Origin of the sequence: Corynebacterium silvaticum, from assembly GCF_004382825.2 — a bacterium.
GTDB lineage: Bacteria > Actinomycetota > Actinomycetes > Mycobacteriales > Mycobacteriaceae > Corynebacterium > Corynebacterium silvaticum.
Window position 1 is genome coordinate 1 of the sequence record NZ_SDQO02000002.1, and the last position, 24,244, is coordinate 24,244.

Annotated in this window: 19 protein-coding genes and 3 pseudogenes; 8 read left to right on the plus strand and 14 right to left on the minus strand. The window is 55.6% G+C overall.

The genetic code is table 11. From position 1 onward, the window contains the following. Window positions 1–138: 138 nt before the first annotated feature. From ET810_RS04120 to ET810_RS04130, 3 genes and pseudogenes are all read right to left on the minus strand, one after another. Window positions 139–1,188 (minus strand): annotated as a pseudogene (locus ET810_RS04120) (hypothetical protein). After that, on the minus strand, window positions 1,181–2,062 hold the full coding sequence (locus ET810_RS04125; protein ID WP_087454729.1) for an AAA family ATPase: 882 nt from the start codon (window positions 2,060–2,062) through the stop codon (window positions 1,181–1,183). The pseudogene ET810_RS04120 and the gene ET810_RS04125 overlap by 8 nt, the downstream one beginning before the upstream one ends. Continuing rightward, on the minus strand, window positions 2,059–2,433 hold the full coding sequence (locus tag ET810_RS04130; protein ID WP_087454730.1) for a GntR family transcriptional regulator: 375 nt from the start codon (window positions 2,431–2,433) through the stop codon (window positions 2,059–2,061). The genes ET810_RS04125 and ET810_RS04130 overlap by 4 nt, the downstream gene beginning before the upstream one ends. Before the next feature lie 250 nt (window positions 2,434–2,683). Here ET810_RS04130 and ET810_RS13285 point away from each other — a divergent pair. Together ET810_RS13285 and ET810_RS13290 are read left to right on the plus strand one after the other, a co-directional pair. Further along, window positions 2,684–3,260 (plus strand): annotated as a pseudogene (locus ET810_RS13285) (NYN domain-containing protein); the annotation flags it as partial. A 377-nt stretch (window positions 3,261–3,637) separates the two neighbouring features. Continuing rightward, a pseudogene (locus ET810_RS13290) lies at window positions 3,638–4,066 on the plus strand (NYN domain-containing protein); the annotation flags it as partial. Between the two features lie 91 nt (window positions 4,067–4,157). Here ET810_RS13290 and ET810_RS04140 read toward each other — a convergent pair. Both ET810_RS04140 and ET810_RS04145 read right to left on the minus strand, forming a co-directional pair. Next, entirely contained in the window at window positions 4,158–5,066 is a 909-nt protein-coding gene (locus ET810_RS04140) for a PspA/IM30 family protein (RefSeq protein ID WP_087454732.1), read from the minus strand. A 719-nt stretch (window positions 5,067–5,785) separates the two neighbouring features. Further along, window positions 5,786–6,154 carry a thioredoxin family protein gene (locus tag ET810_RS04145; protein WP_087454733.1) on the minus strand — a complete coding sequence of 123 codons (369 nt, stop codon included), beginning with the start codon at window positions 6,152–6,154 and terminating at the stop codon, window positions 5,786–5,788. A gap of 225 nt (window positions 6,155–6,379) precedes the next feature. On the opposite strand from ET810_RS04145, the gene ET810_RS04150 reads away from it, so the two are divergent. The 4 genes from ET810_RS04150 to ET810_RS04165 all read left to right on the plus strand — a co-directional run bounded on the left by ET810_RS04150 (window position 6,380) and on the right by ET810_RS04165 (window position 11,591). Then, window positions 6,380–6,583: a heavy-metal-associated domain-containing protein gene (locus tag ET810_RS04150; protein WP_087454734.1), complete on the plus strand. Its 204-nt coding sequence runs from the start codon at window positions 6,380–6,382 to the stop codon at window positions 6,581–6,583. A 134-nt stretch (window positions 6,584–6,717) separates the two neighbouring features. Next, window positions 6,718–9,009 carry a heavy metal translocating P-type ATPase gene (locus tag ET810_RS04155; RefSeq protein ID WP_087454735.1) on the plus strand — a complete coding sequence of 764 codons (2,292 nt, stop codon included), beginning with the start codon at window positions 6,718–6,720 and terminating at the stop codon, window positions 9,007–9,009. Window positions 9,010–9,310: 301 nt separating this feature from the next. Next, the gene (locus ET810_RS04160; protein WP_225870224.1) at window positions 9,311–9,793 is read left to right on the plus strand and encodes a hypothetical protein; all 483 of its coding nucleotides are present in this window, start codon (window positions 9,311–9,313) and stop codon (window positions 9,791–9,793) included. A gap of 445 nt (window positions 9,794–10,238) precedes the next feature. After that, complete coding sequence (locus ET810_RS04165) at window positions 10,239–11,591, plus strand: MFS transporter (protein WP_087454736.1); 1,353 nt, start codon at window positions 10,239–10,241, stop codon at window positions 11,589–11,591. A 9-nt stretch (window positions 11,592–11,600) separates the two neighbouring features. On the opposite strand, the gene dnaB is transcribed toward ET810_RS04165, so the two are convergent. The 9 genes from dnaB to ET810_RS04220 form a co-directional block, all read right to left on the minus strand. After that, entirely contained in the window at window positions 11,601–13,079 is a 1,479-nt protein-coding gene (dnaB, locus tag ET810_RS04170) for a replicative DNA helicase (RefSeq protein ID WP_134316130.1), read from the minus strand. 89 nt (window positions 13,080–13,168) lie between these two features. Then, on the minus strand, window positions 13,169–15,127 hold the full coding sequence (locus ET810_RS04175; RefSeq protein ID WP_087454738.1) for a glycoside hydrolase family 15 protein: 1,959 nt from the start codon (window positions 15,125–15,127) through the stop codon (window positions 13,169–13,171). A 649-nt stretch (window positions 15,128–15,776) separates the two neighbouring features. After that, the gene (gene rplI, locus ET810_RS04185) at window positions 15,777–16,229 is read right to left on the minus strand and encodes a 50S ribosomal protein L9 (protein ID WP_013912605.1); all 453 of its coding nucleotides are present in this window, start codon (window positions 16,227–16,229) and stop codon (window positions 15,777–15,779) included. A gap of 100 nt (window positions 16,230–16,329) precedes the next feature. Further along, the gene (locus ET810_RS04190) at window positions 16,330–16,899 is read right to left on the minus strand and encodes a single-stranded DNA-binding protein (protein WP_087454739.1); all 570 of its coding nucleotides are present in this window, start codon (window positions 16,897–16,899) and stop codon (window positions 16,330–16,332) included. Between the two features lie 144 nt (window positions 16,900–17,043). Beyond that, window positions 17,044–17,331, minus strand: a complete 288-nt coding sequence (rpsF, locus tag ET810_RS04195) for a 30S ribosomal protein S6 (protein WP_013242888.1) — start codon at window positions 17,329–17,331, stop codon at window positions 17,044–17,046. Window positions 17,332–17,652: 321 nt separating this feature from the next. Continuing rightward, window positions 17,653–17,835, minus strand: coding sequence for a hypothetical protein (locus ET810_RS04205; protein ID WP_087454740.1), 183 nt, complete (start codon window positions 17,833–17,835; stop codon window positions 17,653–17,655). Beyond that, entirely contained in the window at window positions 17,835–19,376 is a 1,542-nt protein-coding gene (locus tag ET810_RS04210; RefSeq protein WP_087454741.1) for a glycosyltransferase family 87 protein, read from the minus strand. Before ET810_RS04210 ends, ET810_RS04205 begins: the two co-directional genes overlap by 1 nt. A 246-nt stretch (window positions 19,377–19,622) precedes the next feature. Further along, complete coding sequence (locus ET810_RS04215; RefSeq protein ID WP_087454742.1) at window positions 19,623–21,905, minus strand: transglycosylase domain-containing protein; 2,283 nt, start codon at window positions 21,903–21,905, stop codon at window positions 19,623–19,625. Window positions 21,906–22,109: 204 nt separating this feature from the next. Then, entirely contained in the window at window positions 22,110–22,487 is a 378-nt protein-coding gene (locus ET810_RS04220; protein ID WP_087454743.1) for a DUF5318 family protein, read from the minus strand. Between the two features lie 229 nt (window positions 22,488–22,716). Here ET810_RS04220 and ET810_RS04225 point away from each other — a divergent pair, with 229 nt between their 5' ends. After that, window positions 22,717–23,178: a MarR family winged helix-turn-helix transcriptional regulator gene (locus tag ET810_RS04225; RefSeq protein ID WP_087454744.1), complete on the plus strand. Its 462-nt coding sequence runs from the start codon at window positions 22,717–22,719 to the stop codon at window positions 23,176–23,178. Window positions 23,179–23,260: 82 nt separating this feature from the next. Then, on the plus strand, window positions 23,261–24,238 hold the full coding sequence (locus ET810_RS04230; protein WP_134316129.1) for a universal stress protein: 978 nt from the start codon (window positions 23,261–23,263) through the stop codon (window positions 24,236–24,238). Window positions 24,239–24,244: the final 6 nt, after the last annotated feature.

Genomic DNA, 24,244 nt, shown 5'->3' on the forward strand with positions numbered 1-24,244 from the left:
CACTCACTGATTCACAATCACCTTCGTGGTGTTTGCCTCTGTGAGGGGCGCTGTCGGTCGCGGCGACTCACATAAAGTTACACACCACTTACAGAACACACAAATCCCCAGCTCAGAACATGTTTTTTAAACAAAGAGTTAACTACTTAATCCGAGAAAGCGTTCCACTGCGCCCTGTTGTGGCTCTGCACGTCGGATAAGGATCCAAGCCAGGGCCAGAAGGACACCCACCATCAGAAGGCTTATGGCGATGATCGTCGTCGAGTTGAGGGAGTAGATCGCCGCTCCGATACCAATGCCCACGCAAAGTAGAAGCATCGTGCTTTTCCATTCGCTAAGAGGCGAAGCCATGACGGCGGCTACTGGAGCTAGCAACCCGATCACAACAATTAGCGCAGCTGGATGCACGACCGCCCCGGGAGCCACGATCTGCAATAGCCATACGAAGACAGCAGCAGGAAGGATCTGAGCCAGAGCCGCACACACCAGAAGTCGTATCCATGCGAATCGAGGTAGCAGCCCTAAAGCCAGCCATTCCCGGAATCCGGTTCGTATCTGCCATGAGTCCACAGCCACCATGACAACTCCGGAGACAACAAGGCCTACGAATCCCGCCGTGCTTTCAAGCGAAAAGAAGCTAAAGCTGACCCATAGCCCGCCAAGCCAGATGAAAAGAATTGCCCAGGTAAGAGCAAAAATGCCAAACACCCATCGGATAAAAGGCATCCACACCGAGGAAACCCGGCTCGACCTTTGTGCCTCCTCGCTATTGCCCTCGGGTCCTTGCGATAGCCGTTCTGCGTAATGACGCAAGGTAGATGTAGGCGATAACAAAATTGCAGCAGCTAGCACCACGGTCACCAGTGCAAGGGTCCAAGCGAGCGAGTGGGATTCCCTGCTCAAGATGACAGTGCTGAATGCGAGGTTTAAGGCGGCCACCGGAGCTGCAGTTATCCGTAGGTCGCGTCACCATGCAGCTCCGCCCAAGTCAAACGCTTGGTAGGTGGCAATAACGGGACACAGGGCTAGCTGCCAGATAATCCCGGCGACTTGGAAAAGGAGAAGGAGCACGATGTTCCAAAGATCTGCGAGAGCCCCAGTTATCGCACCGATATAGAAGAGCCCAGCTAGCAGAAGGTCAAGCTTTTTCTCACCAAGCCAGAGATACCTCAACCGAGTCTTAAGCATCATGAGCCTCCGTGAAAACAGCTTGTTCTAGCGTCACGCGCTGTACACGTACGCCATGTAGTTCGCTTACCGACGCCACCTCGTTATGCGTTGCCCTCACCAAGGCTTTTGTCACCCCAGATACGGTTTTTTGCATAATCACTTCCACGTTGAGCTCACTAAGAGCCAGGTCAATGGCCGTGGTTGTACCCATGAGCTCCACCACGGATTCTGCGATGTCGTCTGCTGCTCCGCCATCTGCAATCGCACCGTTACGCAGAATGAGAAGCTCGTCGAAAAGCCCGGCAGCTTCATTGAGGTGATGCGTGGACAAAATGAATGTGCTCGGATGTTGTTCCTGCTCGTGACGCAGCTCTTGGTAGAAGGCTTTGCGCTTGTATACGTCAAGGCCCAGGTAGGGTTCGTCGAGAAGCGTTAATTCGCAGCGTGCCGCAAAAGCCATGACAATACCCACGACGGCAGATTTTTGCCGTCGAGAGAGCGAGGAATAGCGCTTAGCGAGGGGGATTTCAAAGATCTCTATGAGTTCTTCACAGCGCTTCTGATCCCATCGCGGATAACGGCATGCGGCGAAAGCGAACAGCTTCCGGGGACTCCAGGACTGAGGAAGCGGTGCGTCGATACCCACCAGGACGGTCCTGTCCATGACTTTTTGATTATCAAAGGAGGGCTCACCAAAGACCTCCATGAGATCCTCGTGCGGAATTTGCCCCGCAATAATTCTTAAAAGTGTGGTTTTACCAGCAGCGTTAGCTCCCACGAGGCCATGGATGCGCTCGCCCTGCAGCTCAAAGTTAAGCCCAGCAAATACGGCATGTTTGCCATAGTCCTTCTTCAATTGAACACATTTAATAACAGTGTCTTGATAAGTCATGCGTAGAGTCCTCGGCTTTCAGCCACTCGGTCGATCAAGTTGTGCAGTTCAGCTCTGGGAATATCGAGTTTGACGGCCTCGTCCACCAGCGGCGCCAGAAAAGCCGCCGCAAATTCATCCCGCCTCCGAGCTCGAATGAGATCAGCTGCCCCTTCCGTGACAAACATCCCCAGGCCGCGGCGCTTCTCCAAAACGCCCTCTTCCACCAGAATCGCAAGCCCTTTGCGGGCGGTCGCGGGATTAATGGAGTGAAACGCAGCAAGTTCATTGGTGGATGGCGCACGCTCACCCGCAGCAAGAGAGCCATCCACAATCGAATCTTGAATGAGCACGGCTATCTGCTTGAACAAAGGTGCCGTTGTTTCATCCATTCAGCCCTCCTCCATGCCAGTTGGTTGGTTACTCATGTAACTAACCATATAACGAACCATCGGCAGCCACAACCCATGCACGCTTAAAAGCAACGACAGCGTGAAGCGACATCGGGCGAAAAATCCCACACCATACCGCGACAACCTTGGCTTTTGCAAAGTTGTATCGACTAATTAGGTGGGCATGATGCACACTAGAAGCACAAGACTTTTAAATTTTTAGAACAATGAAACGGATAAAACAGGAGCCATGCTTGAGCGCACACAGGTCTTCGTCGATACCTCATACCTACTCGCGAGCTTTTATAACTCGTGGGAAATCGGCGCTAGAGCCCAATTAGAAATCGATCTTCCCGAGGTCGTGGCAACCCTGGGGAACATGATCCAAAGCCAGCTAGGACAACCCGTACACCGCCAGCTGTGGTACGACGGCATCCCGGATTCCGGCCCACACCGCTATCAGCGAGCATTACGTACCTGCGATGGGGTCCAACTACGCGCCGGTCAGCTCATTGAGTGGGGCGAGCGTCGTACGCAAAAAGGCGTGGATACTCGCCTTGTAGCAGACATGGTGCTTGCAGGGGCGCGTCGAGAGTTCACTGACATCGTTCTCGTCTCTGGCGACGCTGACATGATTCCAGGCGTACAAGAAGCCGTTAATGCCGGCGTCCGCGTCCACCTCTACGGATTTGGTTGGGACTCCATGTCCTCAGCGCTGCGCCATTGCTGCGACTCCACGACCATCCTCGACCCCCGCGAAGACTTCACCGACTGCATGCAGCTGGAGATCCTCGAAGGTCCTCTGCCACCCGTTGTTCGCACTCACGCCGACGAATTGCCGCACGAGGGCGCCGAACACGTGGATACCATGGCAGTTCGCGATGATAGTGCGGCCCCCGGATTCCCAGTGGAAACCCCCGAGACCAGCGATCTCACCGACACTGCAGCGCCCCCAATGTTCCCCATGGGCTCCGCACTGCCGCACCGTCCCGGCGAGCCAGTCCTATCCGTTGAGGACTGCCTTGCAGAGACTCCAGAGGATCGTAGCCAGCCCATAGGTCATGCCAGCTACACGCCAGGCAAAGACCTCGATAAAGACGGCGTTAGCGACAAAGTTACCGACAAACCAGAAGTCATCAACGCCACAACCACAGAGCCGCCGAAGCCCGGCGCGCATCTGGGCGGCGATAATGCCTCAATCAAGATAACCTCCACCGTGGAGGAGTCAGTGGAGGTAACGCTCGGGCGAGCAGCAGCCGAGTCCGAGGACAAAGACTCCTCGCCTCGACCGACCCCCAGCCCATCCATGATGGCACCGCGGCGCAAACTCCGTTCCCGGTACGTCCCTCTGCCCAACGAGGTATGGTCCTCCGCTGGTTACCAGACGCCCTACGACGTGGGCCGTCAGTACGCCCTATGGTGGTACGACAATGCTGCAACACCTGAACAGCGCGATTCTGCCCACCTCTTGTCCGGAGGCGGGCTCCCCCCAGAGATCGACCGGCCGCTGCTGCAGTTCGCATGCGAAACACTCCACGAGTACACGCTCACAGAAGCTCAACGCGTGGGTCTACGCGACGGATTCCACTCCGGCATACGAGGGCTTCTAATCAACAACCAGAAGGAAAGCTAACGGGATTAGCTCACAAAACCGAACAAGGGGCTCATACTCCCCGCAGTGGAATTCTGCCGGAGTATGAGCCCCTTGGTTGTCCTGAGGTTAGTTACGCCCGATGAGAATTACTCAGCGGATTTTCTCCCTTAGCGCTTTCTTTTTCGCCTTTTTCGTCTTTTCCACCCGTCGAAGCTGCTTCCTTAGGAGCTTTGGAGGTCTCATCGGCTTCACCCTTAGGAGCCCCGTCTTCTGCTGGCTTTTCCGGCTCGGCATCCCCAGATTTCAGCTCTTTTGCCGGCTGCGCCGCTGCGTCTAGCTGTGCACGGATTTCCTCCAGCTTGGCAGAAGCACGCATGTCCGCTCCGGCAGCGTCAATTTCCTGGATCCGGTCTCCCATGGTGTTATGCATGAGTTCTTGGGCACCGAGCGCGTCAGCGTAGCGTCGCTCGATCTTCTCCCGAACCTGGTCTAACGATGGAACATCGCGGTCTGGATCGAGCGCGGTGATCTGATCCATCGCCTTGATTGAGGCCTCTTGCATCTTGGTCTGCTTGACCTGGCTCGACAGCTGGTCGATCTGACCAAGCTGCTCATGGAGGCGCGCCTCGGACTCCTTGACCTGCCGAGTCGCCTGCCCGGAGGCGGACACCGCCTGAGTGTGCAGGGCTTTGGTTTCCTCGATTTGCTGCTCAACGCTCACCAGCTGAGTCGCATAGATCTCTGCAACGTTGAGCGATTCTTGCTTCTTTAACGGATCGGCTTCATTATCGCTCACCTCGATAGCGTTGCGAGCCTTCTGCTGCAGGTCCTTTTGGTCCGTGAGCAGGCGGTTGAGCTTCATCTCCAGCTGGTTTTTATTACCAATCACCGAGGCAGCTTGCTCACTGATCTTCTGGTGCTGCTCCTTAGCGGCATCGGTAGCCTGCTTAATTTGCACCATCGGATCGGCATTTTCATCGATCTTCTGGTCCAAGGATGCAGTCAAGTACTTCCAACCTTTAGCGAATGGGTTTGCCATGGAATGCTCCTAGTCTGTTCCTCAAGTAAAAGAATCGCTTGTGAAAATGTGTGCGCCTTCAGCGAAAGCCAGATCATCTAGACCTTTGCTTATCGACGTCCACTAGCGGCACGTTACGGTCAGCCCTGCCCTCGACCTGTAGGCCGGGTACACTCCACAATTCTAGGTAATTCTCAGCGCTCCTGCCGGTAATTCGCTAACAGAAACCATCAGCCCATCCCCCAATAAAAGGCATCTTTTCGGATATATTCGCGAAGGTGACAGACACTTTCCAAAAGAATTTTCCCCAATCTGGGATTTACATTAAAAATTCCGACAACGCTAAAACCACGGAATATTCGCCATCTCCGACCATTTTTCCACTTTTCAAAAGAAGAATTTATATACCAAATATAGGTAACGTAGATTAAATTTTAGATTCCCGTAAGTTTAAGATCATTTCGTCGACAACCAGTGACATTCGCCTCTACGATCGCCAAAGGTAGATTCTGGAATATAAGCGGCAAAAACAAAACGAACTTTTTAACGATTCCTCTTAATAGATCAGGAAGCCTTTCAGCGTCTCCCCGCGTAGCGAGCACAGCCAGCAGCAGCCTTTCCAGCAACGCTCAAAACCACAAAAGTAAGAGCCTGATTCCGGTAGTACAGCGGAATCAGGCTCTTAACGTTCATGCCATAACGCGGGAGATACGCGCGCCTATAACCGCGCGTTATTGCCTTTAAGCGTTATTATTCTGCTCGGCAATCTGACGCTTCACATCCTCCATGTCAAGGCCCTTGACCTGGCCAATAAGGTCTTCCAGAGCAGTAGCCGGAAGCGCACCGGCTTCGCGGTACACCAAGATCCCCTCACGGAAAATCATGAGCGTAGGAATCGACTGAATCTGCAAGGCAGCCGCAAGACCCTGGTTTGCCTCTGTGTCGAGCTTGGCAAAGACAGCGTCAGTGTGGTTCTCGGAAGCCTTCTCAAAAGTCGGCGCGAATGCGCGGCAAGGACCACACCGGGATGCCCATGCATCGACGATAACAATCCCGTCCGTGGTAACTGTCTGCTCGAATGTGTCTTCCGTTACATCAATCGTTGCCATTGCAATAACTCCTCACGGTTATTTGTCGTGTTCTAATGAAAGCCAACGAGTATCAATTCAACAATATTCCCGTGGGGTCTTGTTGGAGCAAAGCGCGGTAATAGCAACACAGTTACTAGCCCAGAACTCGCGGCAATACTTCTTGGGTAGCGTAGAAAGAGTGGCGCAACCTCTGAAGCCGGCCACTAAAGATGCGTTTTATTAAAAGATAAGGGTGAATATTCAATGACTAAGAGCTATTTTGTTGAAGGCATGACCTGCGCACACTGTGTTGCTTCCGTCACCGAGGAGGTCAACGAGGTTCCAGGCACTCAGGGCGTTGAGGTTGATCTTGAGACCGGCCGCCTTATTGTCACTGGCCAAGATTTCACCGACGCTGAGATAGCTGCAGCGGTCAAAGAAGCTGGTTTCTCCCTCAAAGAGCAGTAATTCTGCGGTATCCCCGGCGATGTAGCATTCACCACCCGCTACGTCGCCGGTTTTACTGTTTATAGGAATAGGCCAGCCTCCCCAATCGTTGGATAAAAGCATCAGGGTATAGAAGCGAGGTTAAGCATCCGGAAATGACTAACACCACCCCCATCGCACCAGTCACGATCGAGCTTGGTGTCACAGGCATGACGTGTACGTCCTGTTCAGGACGAGTGCAGCGCAAGCTCAACAAGTTGGACGGCGTGGAAGCCAGCGTGAATTTTGCCACGGAAACGGCTCAGGTGAGTTTCGACCCCGCTGAGATGACGTCGACGCAGCTCATCGACGTCATCCGTGGCGCCGGATACGACGCTTTTATCCTCGCCGATGAGACGCAGGGTGGCGTCGATAATGCCCCCGAGGCTGCAGTAGACGCTACTGAAGCGGCCCGCGATCACCACGCTGAAGAGCTTAAGAGCCGGCTCGTCTACTCCGCAGTGCTAGCCATCCCCGTGTTCGCGATGTCCATGATCCCCGCCCTACAGTTTGATAACTGGCAGTGGCTCTCCTTCGCGCTCGCGTCGCCAGTTTTCTTCTGGGGTGGGGCCCCCTTCCATAAAGCCACCCTAGCGAACCTCAAACACGGTTCTTTTACCATGGATACGCTCATTACCCTCGGGACGAGCGCAGCGTATGCATGGTCTGTGTGGGCCCTCTTTATAGGCAACGCGGGCGAACCCGGAATGCGGATGCACATGAGCCTCTCGGCCCATGCACACGGAGGCATGGATGAGATTTACCTGGAATCCGTTGCGGTTGTGATCGTGTTCTTGCTGCTGGGACGCTGGTTTGAGACACGAGCAAAGGGCCACAGCAGCGCGGCCTTGCGTGAGCTGCTTTCCATGGGAGCAAAAGATGCAGCGGTGCTTCGCGACGGACGCGAGATACGCGTACCCATCGGGGAACTCGCAGTCAACGATGTCTTTGTGGTGCGCCCCGGGGAGAAAATCTCCACGGACGGCGTAGTCGTGGAGGGGCACTCTGCCGTCGATGAGTCGATGCTCACCGGCGAACCCGTCCCCGTGGAGGTTATTCCAGGGTCAGCGGTGACCGGTGCCACCCTCAACACCTCGGGCAGGCTATTGGTGCGTGCAACACGCATTGGCGCGGAAACCACTCTGGCCCAGATGGGGCGGCTCGTTTCCGACGCTCAGGCTCGCAAAGCCCCTGTCCAAAAACTCGTAGATCGTATCTCCCAGGTTTTTGTCCCCGTCATCGTCGTCATAGCCTTGATCACCTTGGGAGTTCATCTGTGGCTAGGAAACCCCACGGCGGATTCTTTCGGCGCAGCGGTCGCAGTCCTCATTATCGCCTGCCCCTGCGCGCTAGGGCTAGCCACGCCTACCGCCTTGCTAGTAGGCACCGGCCGGGGCGCACAACTCGGCCTGCTCATTAAAGGCCCAGAAGTCTTAGAGTCCACACGCAAGGTGGACACAATCGTTCTGGATAAGACCGGAACGCTAACGCAAGGCACGATGACAGTCACGCACGTCTCTCCGGTAGAGCACTGGGCTACCCCCGAGATTCTGCGGTTTGCTGGTGCCGTAGAAAATGCGTCAGAGCATCCCATCGCCCGGGCAATAACAGCCGCTGCCCGCCAATCCGTTGCGACGGCCCTCCCCTCCGTTTCCGGTTTCAGCAGCACGCCCGGCGCGGGAGTCCACGGAATGGTCCTCGACGAGGAAGGGGTCGAACGTGAGGTGAGCGTGGGCCGCCTTAACAACGTAGCCCCCCAAAGCTCCCAAGAGATCGTCGATCTTGTGGCGACGGCGGAAGCCGCTGGCGGAACTGCCGTGGTGGTCACTGTGGATGGAAAACCCAGTGGGGTTATTACCGTTCAGGACGAGATCAAGGAAAGCGCAGTGGAGGCCGTCGACAAGCTACGAGGTCTAGGGCTTACTCCCGTGCTCTTGACGGGCGACAACCAGGGAGCAGCCAACGCAGTCGCAGAGCAGCTCGGTATTCAGACGGTTATCGCAGGGGTGCTTCCCGAAGGCAAAGTGACGACGGTTCGCACGCTGCAGGAGCAGGGCAAGGTAGTGGCCATGGTCGGCGATGGCATTAACGACGCCGCCGCCCTCGCACAGGCAGATCTGGGCCTTGCCATGGGCACCGGCACCGACGTAGCCATTGAGGCCGCCGACATCACCCTTATGAACGGCGATCCCCGCGCCATTGTCGACGCAATCCTGCTATCCCGTAAAACGCTTGCCACCATCAAAGGCAACCTGTTCTGGGCATTCGCCTACAACGTGGTACTGGTTCCAGTTGCCGCGGCCGGACTCCTCAACCCGCTGTTTGCGGGAGTGGCGATGGCATTTAGCTCAGTATTTGTGGTGAGCAACTCGCTACGATTGCGATCCTTCCAGGGCAGCGTGCGCTGACTCCTGGCGCAGTTATTGCCCATATTCATCCCCGTGCGAAACACATGATAGATCCCTGTTTCGCACGGGGATTGTGCCGTTCAAAAGGATGTTTACGGTGTTTCACGCCGTGCAATCGTTACCAAAAACAGGCCGTTATTATTTCAGCATTAAGTAAATTATTAACCCTTGCAATGCTTTCTTTAATGTAGATAATATGTCGTGAAACTTATTGTTTCGTCGACAGGAATTGTGATGCATTTGAAGAAACTAGAAACTTCACTCATTAGCACTCGCCACCGCCGTAGCTACCAGCTACTCCGTGGTACATACAGGAATCGCACAAGCCACCGAGGCAGAACACCTAGACGGCAACTGCATTCCCGTCACCCAAGGCGTCAGTGCTCAGCCCGCAGCCGACACAGGAGTCCTTTGCAATCTCCCCAGAGATATTCGGGTTGCCGATGAGAACAACTCCTCTTCCCGCGTGGTCAAGAAAGGAAAAGAAAATGGAAAGTACTACTACCTCATCGAGGTAATCCTCAAGGACAAAGACGGCCTTCCCGTTACTCGCGACTGGTTAGATGACGGAGATCGATTAGTACGCTATCTTGAGCTAACTCAGCACAACCCCGGCCAAGACTTTACATTTGAACGCTTCCGTAACGGCATAGACGGAGAGGGGCTGGTCTTTAAAGCGTCCTTTGATGCACTAGATACAAACGGCACAAAACCAGTCAAGCTTAAGTATCGCTCCGCGCAGGCAAGCGCCGTCGTGGTGCCCAGCACCGAAGCCCCCCTTTGAATCAAAGTTCCCCCACGGATCCTCACCACATGGACACGGCTTTATCCCCTGGCTCATCGGCGCTGGTGCCGGCATTCTGGCGCTTACCGGCTTGGGCTGGCTGTTCACCCATAAAGATCTTCCATAGATAAACCAGCACTCAGTCCTTTGCGCTGATCAACAGTGGTTTTTAACAAAAGCCCATGTAAAGAACCCTCCGTTCGTCAGCCTAAAAAGCGCCATTTTAGTAGTGTTTACGTATTTATCTTTGTGAAAGACACAATAAGCTCTAGGAAAAGTGGCAAAAATCTCTAGCGCGCTTTCCTTATAAAACTTGTATCGCTTCTCACACTGTGGTGTTGTTGGGAAATAAAGTGACCGCTGCATACCTCTTGGGTGCAGCGATCATCCTTTTCTCGCAAAAGTGGATACCCCTCTTTTCTTCGTGCGCCTGGAGAACACACCTATGCCCAGCTCAGCTTCCGTCTCTGCAGATCGTCTGACTAGAAACGACAGACTTGATCGGCTTCCGTTCACTCCAAAACATCGCCGGTTGCTATGGGGGTCCGGCGTTGGCTGGGCCCTTGATGCAATGGACGTGGGGCTCATCTCGTTTATTATGGCGGCCCTCGTTTCACACTGGGGCTTGAACCATACGCAAACATCATGGCTGGCATCGGCAGGATTCATCGGAATGGCGATCGGCGCTACTTTTGGTGGTTTGCTGGCAGACCGCTTCGGTCGTCGGCATATTTTTGCTATCACGTTGCTGATCTATGGGCTTGCTACTGGCGCTTCGGCGCTATCCATGAGCCTGGGCGTGCTGATCGCGTTCCGCTTTATCGTCGGGCTCGGGCTTGGCGCAGAGCTACCTGTAGCGTCCACGCTGATTTCCGAGTTCTCCCCACGGGTTATCCGGGGCCGCATGGTTGTGGCGCTCGAAGCTTTTTGGGCACTGGGGTGGATTGCTGCGGCGTGCATCGGCGCCTTTGTCATTAGCGGTTCCTCCAACGGCTGGCGTTGGGCCTTAGCATTGGGTTGCGTCCCTGCGCTTTACGCTATTTATGTGCGCCTAGGGCTGCCTGAATCGGTTCGCTTCCTTGAGGCTAAGGGGCGTCACGACGAAGCCGAGCAGGTTGTGCGTTCTTTTGAACAAAGCGCCGAAAAAGATGGCTGCGATCTAGCTCAGCTGAAGGAACTCCCCCACGCTGATAGGGAAGACGACGCGGGAGAAAACCAGGGCATCTTTTCCGGTATGTACCGGAAGCGCACCGTTGCGTTGTGGATTATTTGGTTCTGCATCAACCTCTCTTACTACGGCGCCTTTATCTGGATCCCATCGCTGCTTGTCTCTAGCGGTTTTCCGCTGGTCAAGTCCTTTGAGTTCACGCTGATCATCACACTAGCTCAGCTTCCGGGATATGCCGTGTCCGCATGGTTGATCGAAAAGTGGGGCCGTCGCTCTACGCTGGTGCTCTTTCTTATTGGTTCTGCGTGCGCCGCGGGGTTCTACAGCGTATCGAGCACAGAGACCATGATCATCATGGCGGGATGCTGCTTGTCCTTCTTCAACCTTGGCGCTTGGGGCGCTCTCTACGCCATCGGGCCCGAGCTGTACCCGTCTCGTATGAGGGGCGCTGGTACCGGGGCTGCCGCTGGCTTTGGCCGCATCGCCTCTATCATCGCCCCCCTCATCGTGCCGCCCATCGTAGCTATCGGTGGCACCATGGCACTCTTCGTTCTTTTCGGCGCTGCTTTTGCCATCGCAGCTGCCGCCACCCTCTTACTGCCGGAGCAAAAGGGTAAGGCGCTTACATAAAAGAGCGAGTTAACCGCGGGCCATATCAACAAACCGTGAGTAGTGCAGCTGGTGGGCTACCTGCACGGTATCAATCGGCCCGCCACGGTGCTTGGCCAGGATAATGTCGGCTTCTCCGGCGCGCTCGTTTTCCTTGTCCTGCGAGTCTGGGCGATAGAGAAGCATAACCATGTCGGCATCCTGCTCCAGGGAGCCCGACTCACGGAGGTCCGCGAGCTGGGGACGTTTGTCGGTACGCGACTCAGGGCCACGGTTGAGCTGGGAGATAGCGATCAGAGGGACGTCGAGTTCTTTAGCCAATAGCTTTAGTTGACGGGAGAACTCCGAGACCTCTTGCTGGCGCGACTCTACCCGACGGCCAGAGCTCATGAGCTGCAGGTAGTCCACCACGATCATCTGTAGATCGTATTTCTGCTTCAGCTTTCGCGCCTTCGAGCGAATCTCCATCATGGTGAGGTTGGCGGAGTCGTCGATAAAGATAGGTGCCTGCTCAATCTGGCCGACGCGAATTGCCAATTTAGACCAGGCGGCGTCGTCAAGCTTGCCCGAACGCATGTCGGAGAGCCGGACCTCCGCTTCCGCAGAGATCAAGCGCATAGCGATCTCGGATTTTGACATTTCTAGGGAAAAAATCACCGCGGCTTTTTCATTCTTAATCGCACAAGAGCGCACAAAGTCCAACGCCAGCGTGGATTTACCCACACCAGGTCGAGCCGCAACAATGATCATCTGGCCGCCATGCAGACCGTTGGTGAGGTTATCCAGGTCAATGAATCCGGTGGGAACGCCCATGGCTAAGCCACCGTGGGCTGAAATATCATCCAGCTCTTCCATCGTGGGACCAATGATGTCCCCCAGCACCGTGTAATCCTCAGCGCTGCCTTTCTGATTGACCTTGAAAACCTCTTGTTGCGCAAGGTCAATCACAGACTCGATCTCAGCGCCCTCAGTACCTTCATAGCCAAGCTGTACGACGCGCGTCCCGGCGTCGACAAGCTGGCGCAATAAGGCTTTCTCCGCAACGATTTCCGCGTAATAGCGGGCGTTAGCAGCAGTGGGGACAGAAGAGATCAGGGTATGCAGGTACGGTGCCCCGCCCACTCGCTCCAGATCGTTGTTACGATCAAGGCGCGCGGCGACGATAACCGGGTCGATCTCTTTGTTGTCGGAGAACAAATCGATCATCGCAGAGTAAATCAACTGATGCGCCGGGCGATAAAAATCTTCTGGAGTTAAAACCTCCACAATTTCTATCACCGTCTGAGGGCTCAGCAGCATGGCCCCCAGAACGCCTTGCTCAGCCTCCACATCATGCGGAGGCTGGCGGAACTCGCTCGTGGGAGCAGCCTCTCGACGCCGAAGGGAATAGGATCGCCCCTCTCCATCCGGCATACGCGGCGCATAGACCCCTACGTCGCTTGGGGCATCCTCGTCACTGGGAGGAACGTAGGCATCATCATCAAAACTTGGCGAGATTCCCGAGGTCATGGAGTCATATCACCTATTTCCCTGCTCGTTTTCATCATCGCGCGCATAGACACGACGCTCACCTACTCTACCCCCAAGTACATCAGCTCTTAGTCACCCCTGCCCTTCTTATGCCGCTCTATGGCATCAACAGCGCGGATAAGCCCAAGATGGGAAAAGGCTTGCGGGAAGTTTCCAGCCAGTCTCTGCGCCTGCGGATCATATTCCTCACTGAGCAACCCTAGATCATTGGCATATGCAGCCACGCTATCCAGGCGTTGCTGAGCTTCTTCTATCCGGCCAGACATGGCGTACTGCTCAATCAGCCAGAACGTACAGATAAGGAACGGATACTCATGGCCGGAAAGACCATCAATTCCGCCGTCGGTGCGGTAGCGGTACACCAGCCCATTGGAATCGACCAGCTGTTTCTCAATCTGGGCAACTGTGCCCAGCATGCGTGGGTCATCAGCAGCCAAGAAACCAGTGTGCGGGATCTGCAGCAAAGACGCATCCACGTGCGTGTTCTCATAGGCCTGGGTAAAGGATCTCAGCTCCTCGTTATAGCCACGCAGCAGCAACTCGTCCCGCAGACTGTCGCGGTGATAGCGCCACACGTCTGCGTCGCCGTCTAGCCCGTATTCTTCTACTGCCCGAATCCCCTCGTTAAAGGCGGCCCACATCATGACCCGACCATGCGTGAAGTAATGCAGGTCCCCGCGCATCTCCCAGATGCCGTGGTCCTTCTGGTGAATATTCGTGATCGTATAATCCAGTAGTTTCTTTTGCAGCCCCCAAGAAAACTCATCCTCGGGATAACCGGCGTCGCGTAGCTTGGCGAGCGCAAGCATTACCTCGCCCACCACGTCCGCCTGATATTGCCCTGCCGCTCCGTTACCGATGCGTACCGGACGCGAGTTCTCATAACCCGCCAGGTGGTCGAGTTCACGTTCCTCTAGCTCACGTTCTCCGCCCAGGCCATACATAATCTGCAGATTTTCTACGTCGCCCGCGACCGCTCTTAGCAGCCAATCTCGCCAATTCATCGCGCCTTCTACAAACCCATGCGCGACCATCACCTCGACGGTCAGCGCGGCATCGCGCAGCCAGGTATAGCGGTAATCCCAGTTGCGCTCCCCACCAAAGTCCTCGGGAAGCGACGCAGTAGGGGCTGCCACGATGCCACCGGTATCTGAGTGGGTGAGCGCACGCAAAACTAAAAGCGAACGACGCACGAGATCACTCCGCGTATCGCCTACGTCGAGATGCCCAATCCAGTGCTGCCAGAATTCCTTGGTCACGTCAAAAGCCGTATCGGCCTTAACCGGCACTGGTGTTTCCTGCCACGAGGGGAACCAGGTCATAGACCAATCGAGTTTTTCTCCCGCTTTCAGAGCAAAATCTCCGACCAGACGAGGCGCCACAGAACCCTGCCCGGAATGATCGTGGTCCTCATCCGGCTCAGTGGTGTCATAAAGCAACGGGCCGGCGATAAGAAGCCCATCGGGGCCCGCAACACAAAGCAGCGCGGGATCCTCGGTCTCGGGGATGGTGATTTGCCTGAACCATGGCAAAGCACGGGCATAGCTAAAACGCACGCGGAGATCGTGGGAAACCGTCACTTCGCCTTCCAAGCATTCCACGCTGCGGATCAGATCAGCTTGCACTGTCGACGGCGGCAGATAGTCGAGTACCCGAGCTTTCCCCGTCGGGGTCTCCCACAGGGTTTCCAGGATAAAGGTGTCCGGGATATAGGAACGCGACGTGACCACGCCATGGCGCATAAACAGCTTCCAGCGCCCGTCGTCTGGGGTCCCCAACAATGCCGCAAAAACTGAAGGGGAATCGAATCTGGGTAGACACAACCAGTCCACGCTGCCGTCGCAAGAGACCAGCGGTCCGGTCTGCAGATCGGAGAGCAACGCATAGTCCTCAAGCGGGGTAGAGCGGTGTCTATTTCCGCTTATCGTATGGTGCTTCTCCGCGAAGGCTAGCCCAGGCTCCAGCGCCTTATCGCGTGGCACATCATGTTTGCCTGGGTCGTTGTGGTCTTCCTTAGCAATTCCCATAGTCCCTTTTTACCTATGCTGCTTCTCCTCTGCTTGGCCCTTGATTCTTCTCATAGAAAGTCACCTCTCAGGTTTTCACTTCCGGCCCTATTCCCACTACCCCCGCACATGGTGAAATATGCAGCATCATCACCGAGTTATCCACAGGGTTATTCACAACCTCTGTGACTAGAGAAAAGAATCACTGCTCAGTTATCCACAGACCTTGTGGACAAATTGTGGATAACTTTGACCTCATGGTGAAGAATTTTTAAAAACTAGCAGCTCAAAATACCTTTTTACTGTTGTTAATGGTTTACATAACAAAAATAAATCCGGTGCATAACTCCCTTAACCTGCATATTTGACATGGGTTATCCACAGCATATAAAGCAGCATTATTGCCCTGAGCTGGCAATTTGCTGTGAATGTTTTTCACAGCTCTCAACAGCTCCGACAAGCGGGGGTAATTTCACGCATTATGCAAGTCTCACGCAGCGCTTTTAAGGTCGGATAAATATCCCCAAAGGCCATCACTGGCAGCATCTCTGCTACCTGTGGAATCTTGAAAAAGCCTGCGGGCCCCGTCCCATCCATGTGGATGAAGCGGGGACCGCAGGTTGCTGTTGTCGTTGGGCTAGTCAGAGCTAGCCGTCGTCAGGCGCGCTTGTTAGGCGGCGACGACCTCGAAGTTAACCGTTGCTGCGATGTCGGAGTGCAGCTTGACGTTCACAGAGAACTTGCCGATGGACTTAACCAGTCGCTTCGACAGCTCGATGGAACGCTTGTCCAGGTTCGGACCGCCAGCCTTTTTAACGGCAGCGGCAATATCCTCGGCGGAAACAGAACCGAAGAGCTTACCCTTCTCAGAGGTCTTCACTGCTACGGTGACACCCTCAAGTGCCTCGAGCTGTGCTTTGACCTCACGTGCATGGTCCAGATCGCGAATAGCGCGAGCTTCCTGGGCACGCTTGATGCCCTCAATCTGCTTCTCTGCGCCGCGGGTGGCTACGATGGCCAGGCCGCGAGGAAGCAGAAGGTTACGTCCGTAGCCGTCCTTAACCTCAACGATGTCACCAGGGACACCGAGGTTTTCAACGGCAGCGGTGAGGATCAGCTTCATGATCCCTGCCTTTCGTGGTACTAACCGAGTCCCGATCTCAGGAGACCGAAGCGGCTCGGTGAAGTGTGATTAAAGTTGATACGTGGTGTTGAACTGGCCGTTAGAATGGCGGCTCAGCGTCAGCACCGCCGAATCCACCTGCTGGCGGGGCGCTGCTCCACGGGTCATTAGCCGGTGCGGAGTTTTGGCTGCTCTGTTGGCCACCGCCGAATCCACCTTGGGATCCGCCGTTGCCACCAAAGCCACCGCCTGAGTTTCCACCGAAGTTGCCGCCACCATAATTTCCGCCGTTACCGCCCTCACGAGGGTTACGGTTCATGCTTGCCGACGCGTACCGCAAGGATGGGCCGACCTCGTCGACCTCAAGCTCCATAACGGTGCGCTTTTCACCCTCACGAGTCTCGTAAGAGCGCTGGCGCAAGCGCCCGGTAACAATCACGCGCATGCCCTTAGTCAAGGACTCTGCGACGTTCTCTGCGGCCTGGCGCCACACGTTGCATTGCAGGAACAAGGCCTCGCCATCTACCCACTGGTTTGACTGAGAGTCATACCGACGTGGAGTCGAGGCGATACGGAAATTGGCAACCGCCGCACCAGCTGGGGTGAAGCGAAGTTCCGGGTCAGCAACTAAGTTGCCAACGACCGTAATGTTGACGTCTCCTTGAGCCATTGTCAGCCTTTCTTTACAACGTCAGCGCCATAAAATATGTGTGACGTTTTGGTGTTCTTCTGTGGAAAGCGGGATTCGCTTGCGCTAGATGAAACTTTCTGCGCGAAGAATAATCTGCTTAGCGACTAACAGCCGCCAACCGGATTACTTATCGCCACGCAGAACCTTGGTGCGGAGAACGCCATCGTTCAGGTTCAACACGCGGTCGAGCTCCAGAACGGTTGCAGACTCGCAGTTGAGGTTGAGAACAGCGTAGATGCCCTCTTCCTTCTTGGCGATCGGGTAGGCCAGACGGCGCTTACCCCAGATATCAACCTTTTCCACGGTGCCGTTTTCTTTGCGGACGATCTCGAGGAACTTGTCCAGGGACGGGGCAACAGTGCGTTCATCCTGGGAAGGATCCAGAATGATCATGACTTCGTAGTGACGCACGGACCTCATCACCTCCTATGGTCTTGTATTTTTAAAGTTCGGCCACACCCCGGTTGGATGTAGCAGGAGGGTCGTTGCGTCAGCAACCGTTCAAAGATACCCCACCAACTACCAAAAGTCGATTCTTTTCAGCAGTTTTGTGGCCGAGGCCATCGCTCAAAGGGAAACGTGAACAGAAAATAATTGCTGGGCACAACGAGCCTGTCATTAGCAAGCACATCTCAGTGCTTAAGCCAACCGTCACAGCGTAGCCTCTTTGGACTCGTTACGCAGAACCCGCCGCGATGAGCCCGCCACAATCTAGTCGTTGCGCACAGCGACTTACACAGCCACCGAGATCGCAAGAACCACGGGAATAACAGTGATGAGGAGAACCGCGATAGCAAAAAGCGACCAGGTCAATTTTCCGGGTTTTCCATAGGAATAACTGGCAAAAGCGCCGGTAAAGAACGCAAAGCCGAGGAACACACTCGACATGGTGGCAATCATGATGGCAGTAGACATCAGCTCTTCATCGCCTCTCGCTCAATTGTCTTGTCGGGTTGGGGGTGCTTTGGACTCAATGCCCACCTGTCTTGGCACCCAAAAGGTCCAGCCAGCGCCAGCGGGTCGCACCCGTCGTGATCGCGACTCACCTTATCCACCGATTTTCCGAGCATCTGGCGAATCACCAATGCCACGATAATAAGAATCAAACCATCTCGACCAAGAATGAAAAGATCGAGTAACCCCGCCGGAGCCCCCTTGTTCTCAGCTCCAAGAAGGTGCCACATGAGGATGGTCCAGGTGGCGGCGTCGATAAGCCCCCAAGCAAAAATCAACCGCCAATAAGGCAGCGCAAGGACCGCGAGCGGAACCAGCCACAACGAATACTGCGGACTCCACACCTTATTAATCAAGAGGAACGCCGCAACGATAAGAAAAACAAGTTCTGCAACCCTGGGTCGCCTACGCACGCATAACCCTAAAACGGCAATGCCCACGCACGCCGCAATGAACAACAGCAGAGTCACCATGTTGAGGTCTGTCGGGGTCTTCCCCGCAGGATCCAGGCCAGACCATCCCAATTCCCGAGAAAGCACAGCATAAATGGTGGTCCATTCCCACCCGCGCTGAGAGTTAAGCCGCAGGAACTCACCCCAGGCGTTGGGATAAGCAAGCATCACGGGGACGTTAATAACCAGCCACGTGGCCAGTGCTCCCGCAACAAGGACACACCAAGCTCGTAGTTTTTTGCTCCGCAGCGCCACGATCAACAATGCGCCGAGCAGGAAAGCCGGCCACAGTTTGAAGGAGGTGCCCACGCCGATCAATATGCCTGTGGTCACCAGATGGTGGCGTCGAAAAGCTACGAGCGCCCCTATAGCCGCAGCGATCGCGAGAATGTCCCAGTTAGTAAAAGCATGAACAACAACAAGGGGCGACGCAGCAACCAGCACCACATCCCACACGCGATTTCCCGCCAGCTCCGCGAGCATCGCCACCACCGCTGCCCACAGCACTGCCATAGTCAGCGCAGTAATGGTGAAGTAGAAAGAGACCTCAGGGACACTAGGGAACAGCGCATGAATGGCCGGATACCCCAGCCGAGTGATCGTTGCCATGATCCATTGGAAGATTCCCGTCAACACGGGATATTCCATGTATCTAGTAACGCCATTTTCCTGCCAGGAATACGAATAAGGGAAGCCCGGTTGGTCTAATCCACGCCCGCTGTAGAGCGGAATAATATCCGTGTAGCAAGCGGAAACATACTGTTTGTTACCGGACCAATCCAGCTGGGCTGTGCCGGCGACCTCGTTTCCGTGGAGACAGTTGGCCTTTGCCATGTACGCGAGACTGAGAAAGCTCAGGGCGACGGTCACGAGCAGGCGCAGGGGTGTCCACCAGCGTTGTGTCCCTACCTGGGAAAATCTCCCCAAAGGTCCGCCCAGAAACTCCGTAAAACTACGCGCGATGGGTTCGCTGCGGCCAGGGGAAACCCGAGAGTGAGGGTTACCAAGTGTTAGGGCACCTCGTCTAGCGCCTCTTCGCTCCTTAGTCATCGCTGGTGTGGATTCCCTTCGGAAAGAATGTCCTGCATAGAGCGCGGCCTGTGTCACGCGTATCTATACAAATAATCGTGTTTTTATCTCCCAACGGTAGTGCATTATCGACGCACACCGTCGTACGTGCAAGGCCTGCTCGCATACAACAACTCTCCACCGCGATCTGCACTCGTGGTGCAGAACTTTGCGATGGAGAGTTAATTCTGCGCATTACTCACAGGACTTAGCAAGACCTAGCCGAGCTTAGCCACCAAGCAGCGGAAGCAGGAGATCAGGGAGAAGACCTCCGCCACCACCTGGCGCTGCAGGAGGTTGTCCGTCAGGAGCTCCCGGCACTGCTGGGGCCCCAGGGGCTTGTCCGTCAGGGGTCGGGGCTTCTTCTGGTTTAGGCTCATTGCGGCGCGTAGTGGCCACAGGCGGCGGCGCGTAGGTGTACTTGCCGCTAGCCCAACCGATGGATTCTGCGGCCTTGAACTTCTCCACGCTCTTGCCTTGGAGAGAGTTATCTTCGATGTCTTTCCACAGCTCTGCCGGGAGGTTCGAGCCGTACATCAGACCGCCCCACGAGTTAAGCAGCGGGGAGTTGTCAGAGGTTCCAGCCCACACTGCCGTCGCCAGCTGTGGGGTGGCACCGAGCATCCATGCGTCTTTGTTGGAGCCGGTATCCCCGAGCTGTGTGGTACCCGTCTTGGCAGCAGAAGGACGTCCCCCTGCGAGACTATTGCCGTTGGACCACGCTGCGATCGGTGCCATGGCGTCAAGGACGTTGGTCGCCACTTTTTCGGAGACGCGGCGTTCGCCGTCGGACTTTTCGTGCTGATACAAGACTTTGCCGTCGACGGTCTCGATTTTCTCCACAAAGTATTCTTTGTGCCAGACACCGTAGTTAGCCAAGGTGGCCATCGCGTGCGCCATGTCCAGAGGGCGCGACTGGTACTGACCCAGAATGACGCCCTCATAGGGCTGGTTTCCGTTCTCGGTCAGGGTCTTTTCAATCCCCGGCAGCGAACGCGCTACGCCCAACGCGTGGGCCATATCGGCGGTGTCCTGGCTACCGTTTTTCAGATCTCCCTGTAGACGAAGGAAGCTAGTGTTGTAGGACTTCTTCAGGGCTTCCTTAATGGTGCAGCTACCACAGCCCTGATCAACGTTTTTCACGGTGATGCCGCCAGGCAGAGTGAAGGGATCTGAGCTGTAATACGCAGACGTTGGAATTCCTTGTTGCAGCGCTGCTGCGAGCCCAAAGATTTTAAAGGTCGAACCGGTTTGCAGCGGAGCGTTGGCGTAGTCATATCCACCAGCGTCTTCTCCGCCGTAGTAAGCGCGCACCGCGCCGGTGCTTGGCTCGACGCTCACGGCGGCCACGCGAGTCTTTGCCTGCTCGTCCGCCAGGTTCTTCTTGACCGCATCGACGGTGGCCTGCTGAGCCTTTTGGTCAATGGTGGTGGTGATGCGTAGGCCCAGCGTTTGGACCTCATCTTCCGTGATTCCCAGGCTTGTCAGTTCCGCCATAACCTGGTTCTTGATCAGACCGTTTGTGCCGTCAGCCTCGGTGTATGCCTGGTTGAGAGCGGGGTCGATGGTGTCCGGATAGACCAGCCCGGCGCGCTCATGGGGGTCGAGCCAGCCAGAGCTCACCATGCCGTCGAGGACGTAATTCCAGCGCAGTTCAGATTCTCCGCGGTTGGTCCAGGGGTCAAGTTGACTTGGGCGCTGGATGGCCGCAGCGAGTACTGCAGATTGCGCAACGTTGAGATCGGAAGCAGGGATCCCAAAGTAGGCGCGTGCCGCAGAGTCGATGCCGTAGGCGTTGCGTCCAAAGTAGATGGTGTTGAGGTAAGCGCTGAGGACTTCGTCTTTGCTCCATTCATTAGCCATTTTGACGGAGTAGACGAGCTCCTTTACTTTGCGCATATAGGAGTAATCGTTACCCACCACCATGTTCTTCACGTATTGCTGGGTGATGGTGGATCCGCCACCGGCTGATGGATTGCCGGTGAGTTGGCCGATGATAGCGCGCCCGAAACCGGTGAAGGAGAAGCCTGAGTTGGTGTAGAACTCGCGGTCTTCTGCCGCTAAGACAGCGTGGCGGGTTACTTCTGGTACCTGTTCAATGGGCACTTGGGTGCGGTTGCCGTCTGGTGGGACGATTTTTGCAAGCTGGGTTTCACCGTCAGAGGCAAAGATCTGAGAAACCTGTTTGGTTACCAGCTCGCTTGGCTCTGGCACGTCGGTGACTATGTAGGCCGCTGCGAAAGCCACGAATGGTGCGATCACGAGCGCCGCGATGGTGGTCAGGATCGTGGGCTTCACCCATTTTGGCCGAGCTTGAGGCTTGGCTTTTTTGGGGCGCGAGTTGCGGGTGCGCGCGCCGGCAGCGGCTTTGCCCGCGGGGCGTCCAGGCTTCTTTTTTTGCGGCTGGCCAGAGCGGCCTGCGGGGCGCTTGGCTTTAGCGTTGCCCTTGTTGGCATCCGATGAGCCGTTGTTCGGCTTTCTTGATGCCTTGTCCTTATCTGAATCTGCCAACTGACTTGTGCTTCCTTGTTATTTATCTTTGTGCAGTGAAACTTGTAGTCACGTTATTCAAACTTTACTGCTCATTCCGCGCTATCACTAGGTCCCACGCGTACGCAGCGCCAGCGGCTCCACGCGACTGGTTGCTAAAAGAGCGTATCGACGCCCACCCAACTGCGCCGTTCACTTAGAGCTTAAGGGCAGGTCACCAGGGGTTTATGTGCGCTTGTTACCGTCGTCTGAGGCGGTCACAGAGCGCAGCAAGTGGTTCCATTTGCACGCTGCGCAGACCCCTACAGTGTGGACCGTAAATTCTTTTCCTTGTGCAGCAAATTCACCTATCTCCTCAAGGCTGCGCGCACTTCCGGAAGCCCGCCCGAGCTCCTCGCCATAAACCCAATAGACGGTCCTAAGGTCAGGGTCTTCACAAATTGGGCAGGGGCGGTGTGCTGGTTCGCCGTGAAATCGTGCGGCCGCGACGAGAAGGAAGTCGGCGTCGCATAGCGAATCTGTGGTGATCGCGCCTTGTTTCCACAATCCAAGGCTGTGCCGACGATCCCATTGATGCGATACTTCGTTTCTGAAGACGAGCATCGCACAATTCTAGCGCAGTTTTCTCACCCCTCACGGGTGTTCTTCTCTTAACCCCGCGTATCCGCCTCCGAGCGCGAGCAAAAAGCCACTTACGTGCGTCGATAAGCTGCCGCACGTAATTATTCCGCCGCTTTTGACTGCGCAACGGGTGTGCCTCAATGTGTTTGTTGCACAAAGTACTTGGTGCTTATTACCACCAAACTATTTTTCAGTAATTAGAATACGTTTTATGACGTCGCAGACTCCTTACGAACTTGCAGAAAAGATCCGCCCGGCTCTGACCCAGCTCTATGTGCTGTACTTTCGGGTCGCGGAGCAGTCTGACCTGACGCAGCCTCAGCTCACCATCATGACGCGTCTGTCCAACTCCGGCCCCGCCCGCATCAGCCACATCGCCCAGGCTGAAGGCATCCGTATGCCCACTGCGTCTAATGCGCTTCATCACCTGGAAAAACGCGGGATCGTCGAACGCATTCGCGACGAGTCCGACCGCCGCGGCGTCAAGGTGCAGCTCACAGAATTCGGCCAAGCTGAATTGCTGCGCGTGGGAGAAGAGCGCACAAAGTACCTGGCAGATATGCTCGCCACTTTGCCGCCCGAGGAATACGCCCAGATGGACAAGGTTGCGGACGTTATCAACAAGCTCTCCACCACGTACACGTCATCCATGTTGGAAAACGAAAAGGACTAATCCCAACATCTTGCGTAGGAAGATTCGCTTTCCCGCTCACGCGCTCAGCGAATCTCTCATGCTGCGGTAGAGTTTTGAGTCGATGGCAAAGAAGTCAGATAGTTCTAAGAAGTCCTCCCCCACAGGCTTCGCGCACGACCCAGTCCGCGTCCTCGTCGCATGGACCCCTAATTCCACAGGCTCAGCGGCCCTTGATTGTGCCGCATGGTTTTCCCGAACCACCAGCGTGGAAGTCCGCTGCGTGACCACTTTCCTCCGGCCCTGGCCCTCTCGCACGGGCAAAAAACTCGGAACGAAATACAAAAAGTGGTTCAAAAAAGAAGCCGCTGCCTGCGAAGAAGCCGTAAAGCGGGACCTTATCCGCGCGGATATCTCCCAAGAACATTGGAACTCAACCGTCTCCGTCTTCTGTGACGGAACCAACGAGGCGGCACTTCTCTCCGATGTTGCCGCAGACTTCCGCGCAGACATAGTCATATTGGGTTCTGACGCTGCAGCCCCTAAAGGTCGTTTCCTCGCTGGATCGACCGCCGACGCATTGCTGCACTCCTCCCCTAACCCGCTGGCGCTTACGCCACGTAAACCCAGCCTTTCCAAGCGCGGCGTCACCAGGGTCAACTTTGCCTACACCGGCGACGACACCGATAGTCAAGCGCTCATCCGCGCCGCGGCCCTTGCCGCTGCATGGAATGTACCGTTGCGCGTTCTTGCTCTTTCCCCTAGCGATTTTGGGGTTCCGCCTATCTCAGACTCCGTGGAGTTGCCGCGAGACATCGCCCTTGAGTGGCGGGAAAACACCCTTGCGGTACTGGATCGAGCCAGAGATACCGTGCACAAGGAACAACCCGAGGTCAACGTAGAGACGCACATTGCTTCTGGTGCCGGATGGCAGGGAGCTATAGACGCAGTGAAATGGAAAAAAGGCGATCTTCTGTGCTTTGGCTCCACCCCTCTTGGTGCTTTTGAGCGGGTGTTCATCGGGTCTCAAGCAACGGAGATCCTCCCCTACGTGAGCGTGCCCGTGTTGATGATTCCGGCAACGAGCAAGTCTTCAAAGTAGCCTCGA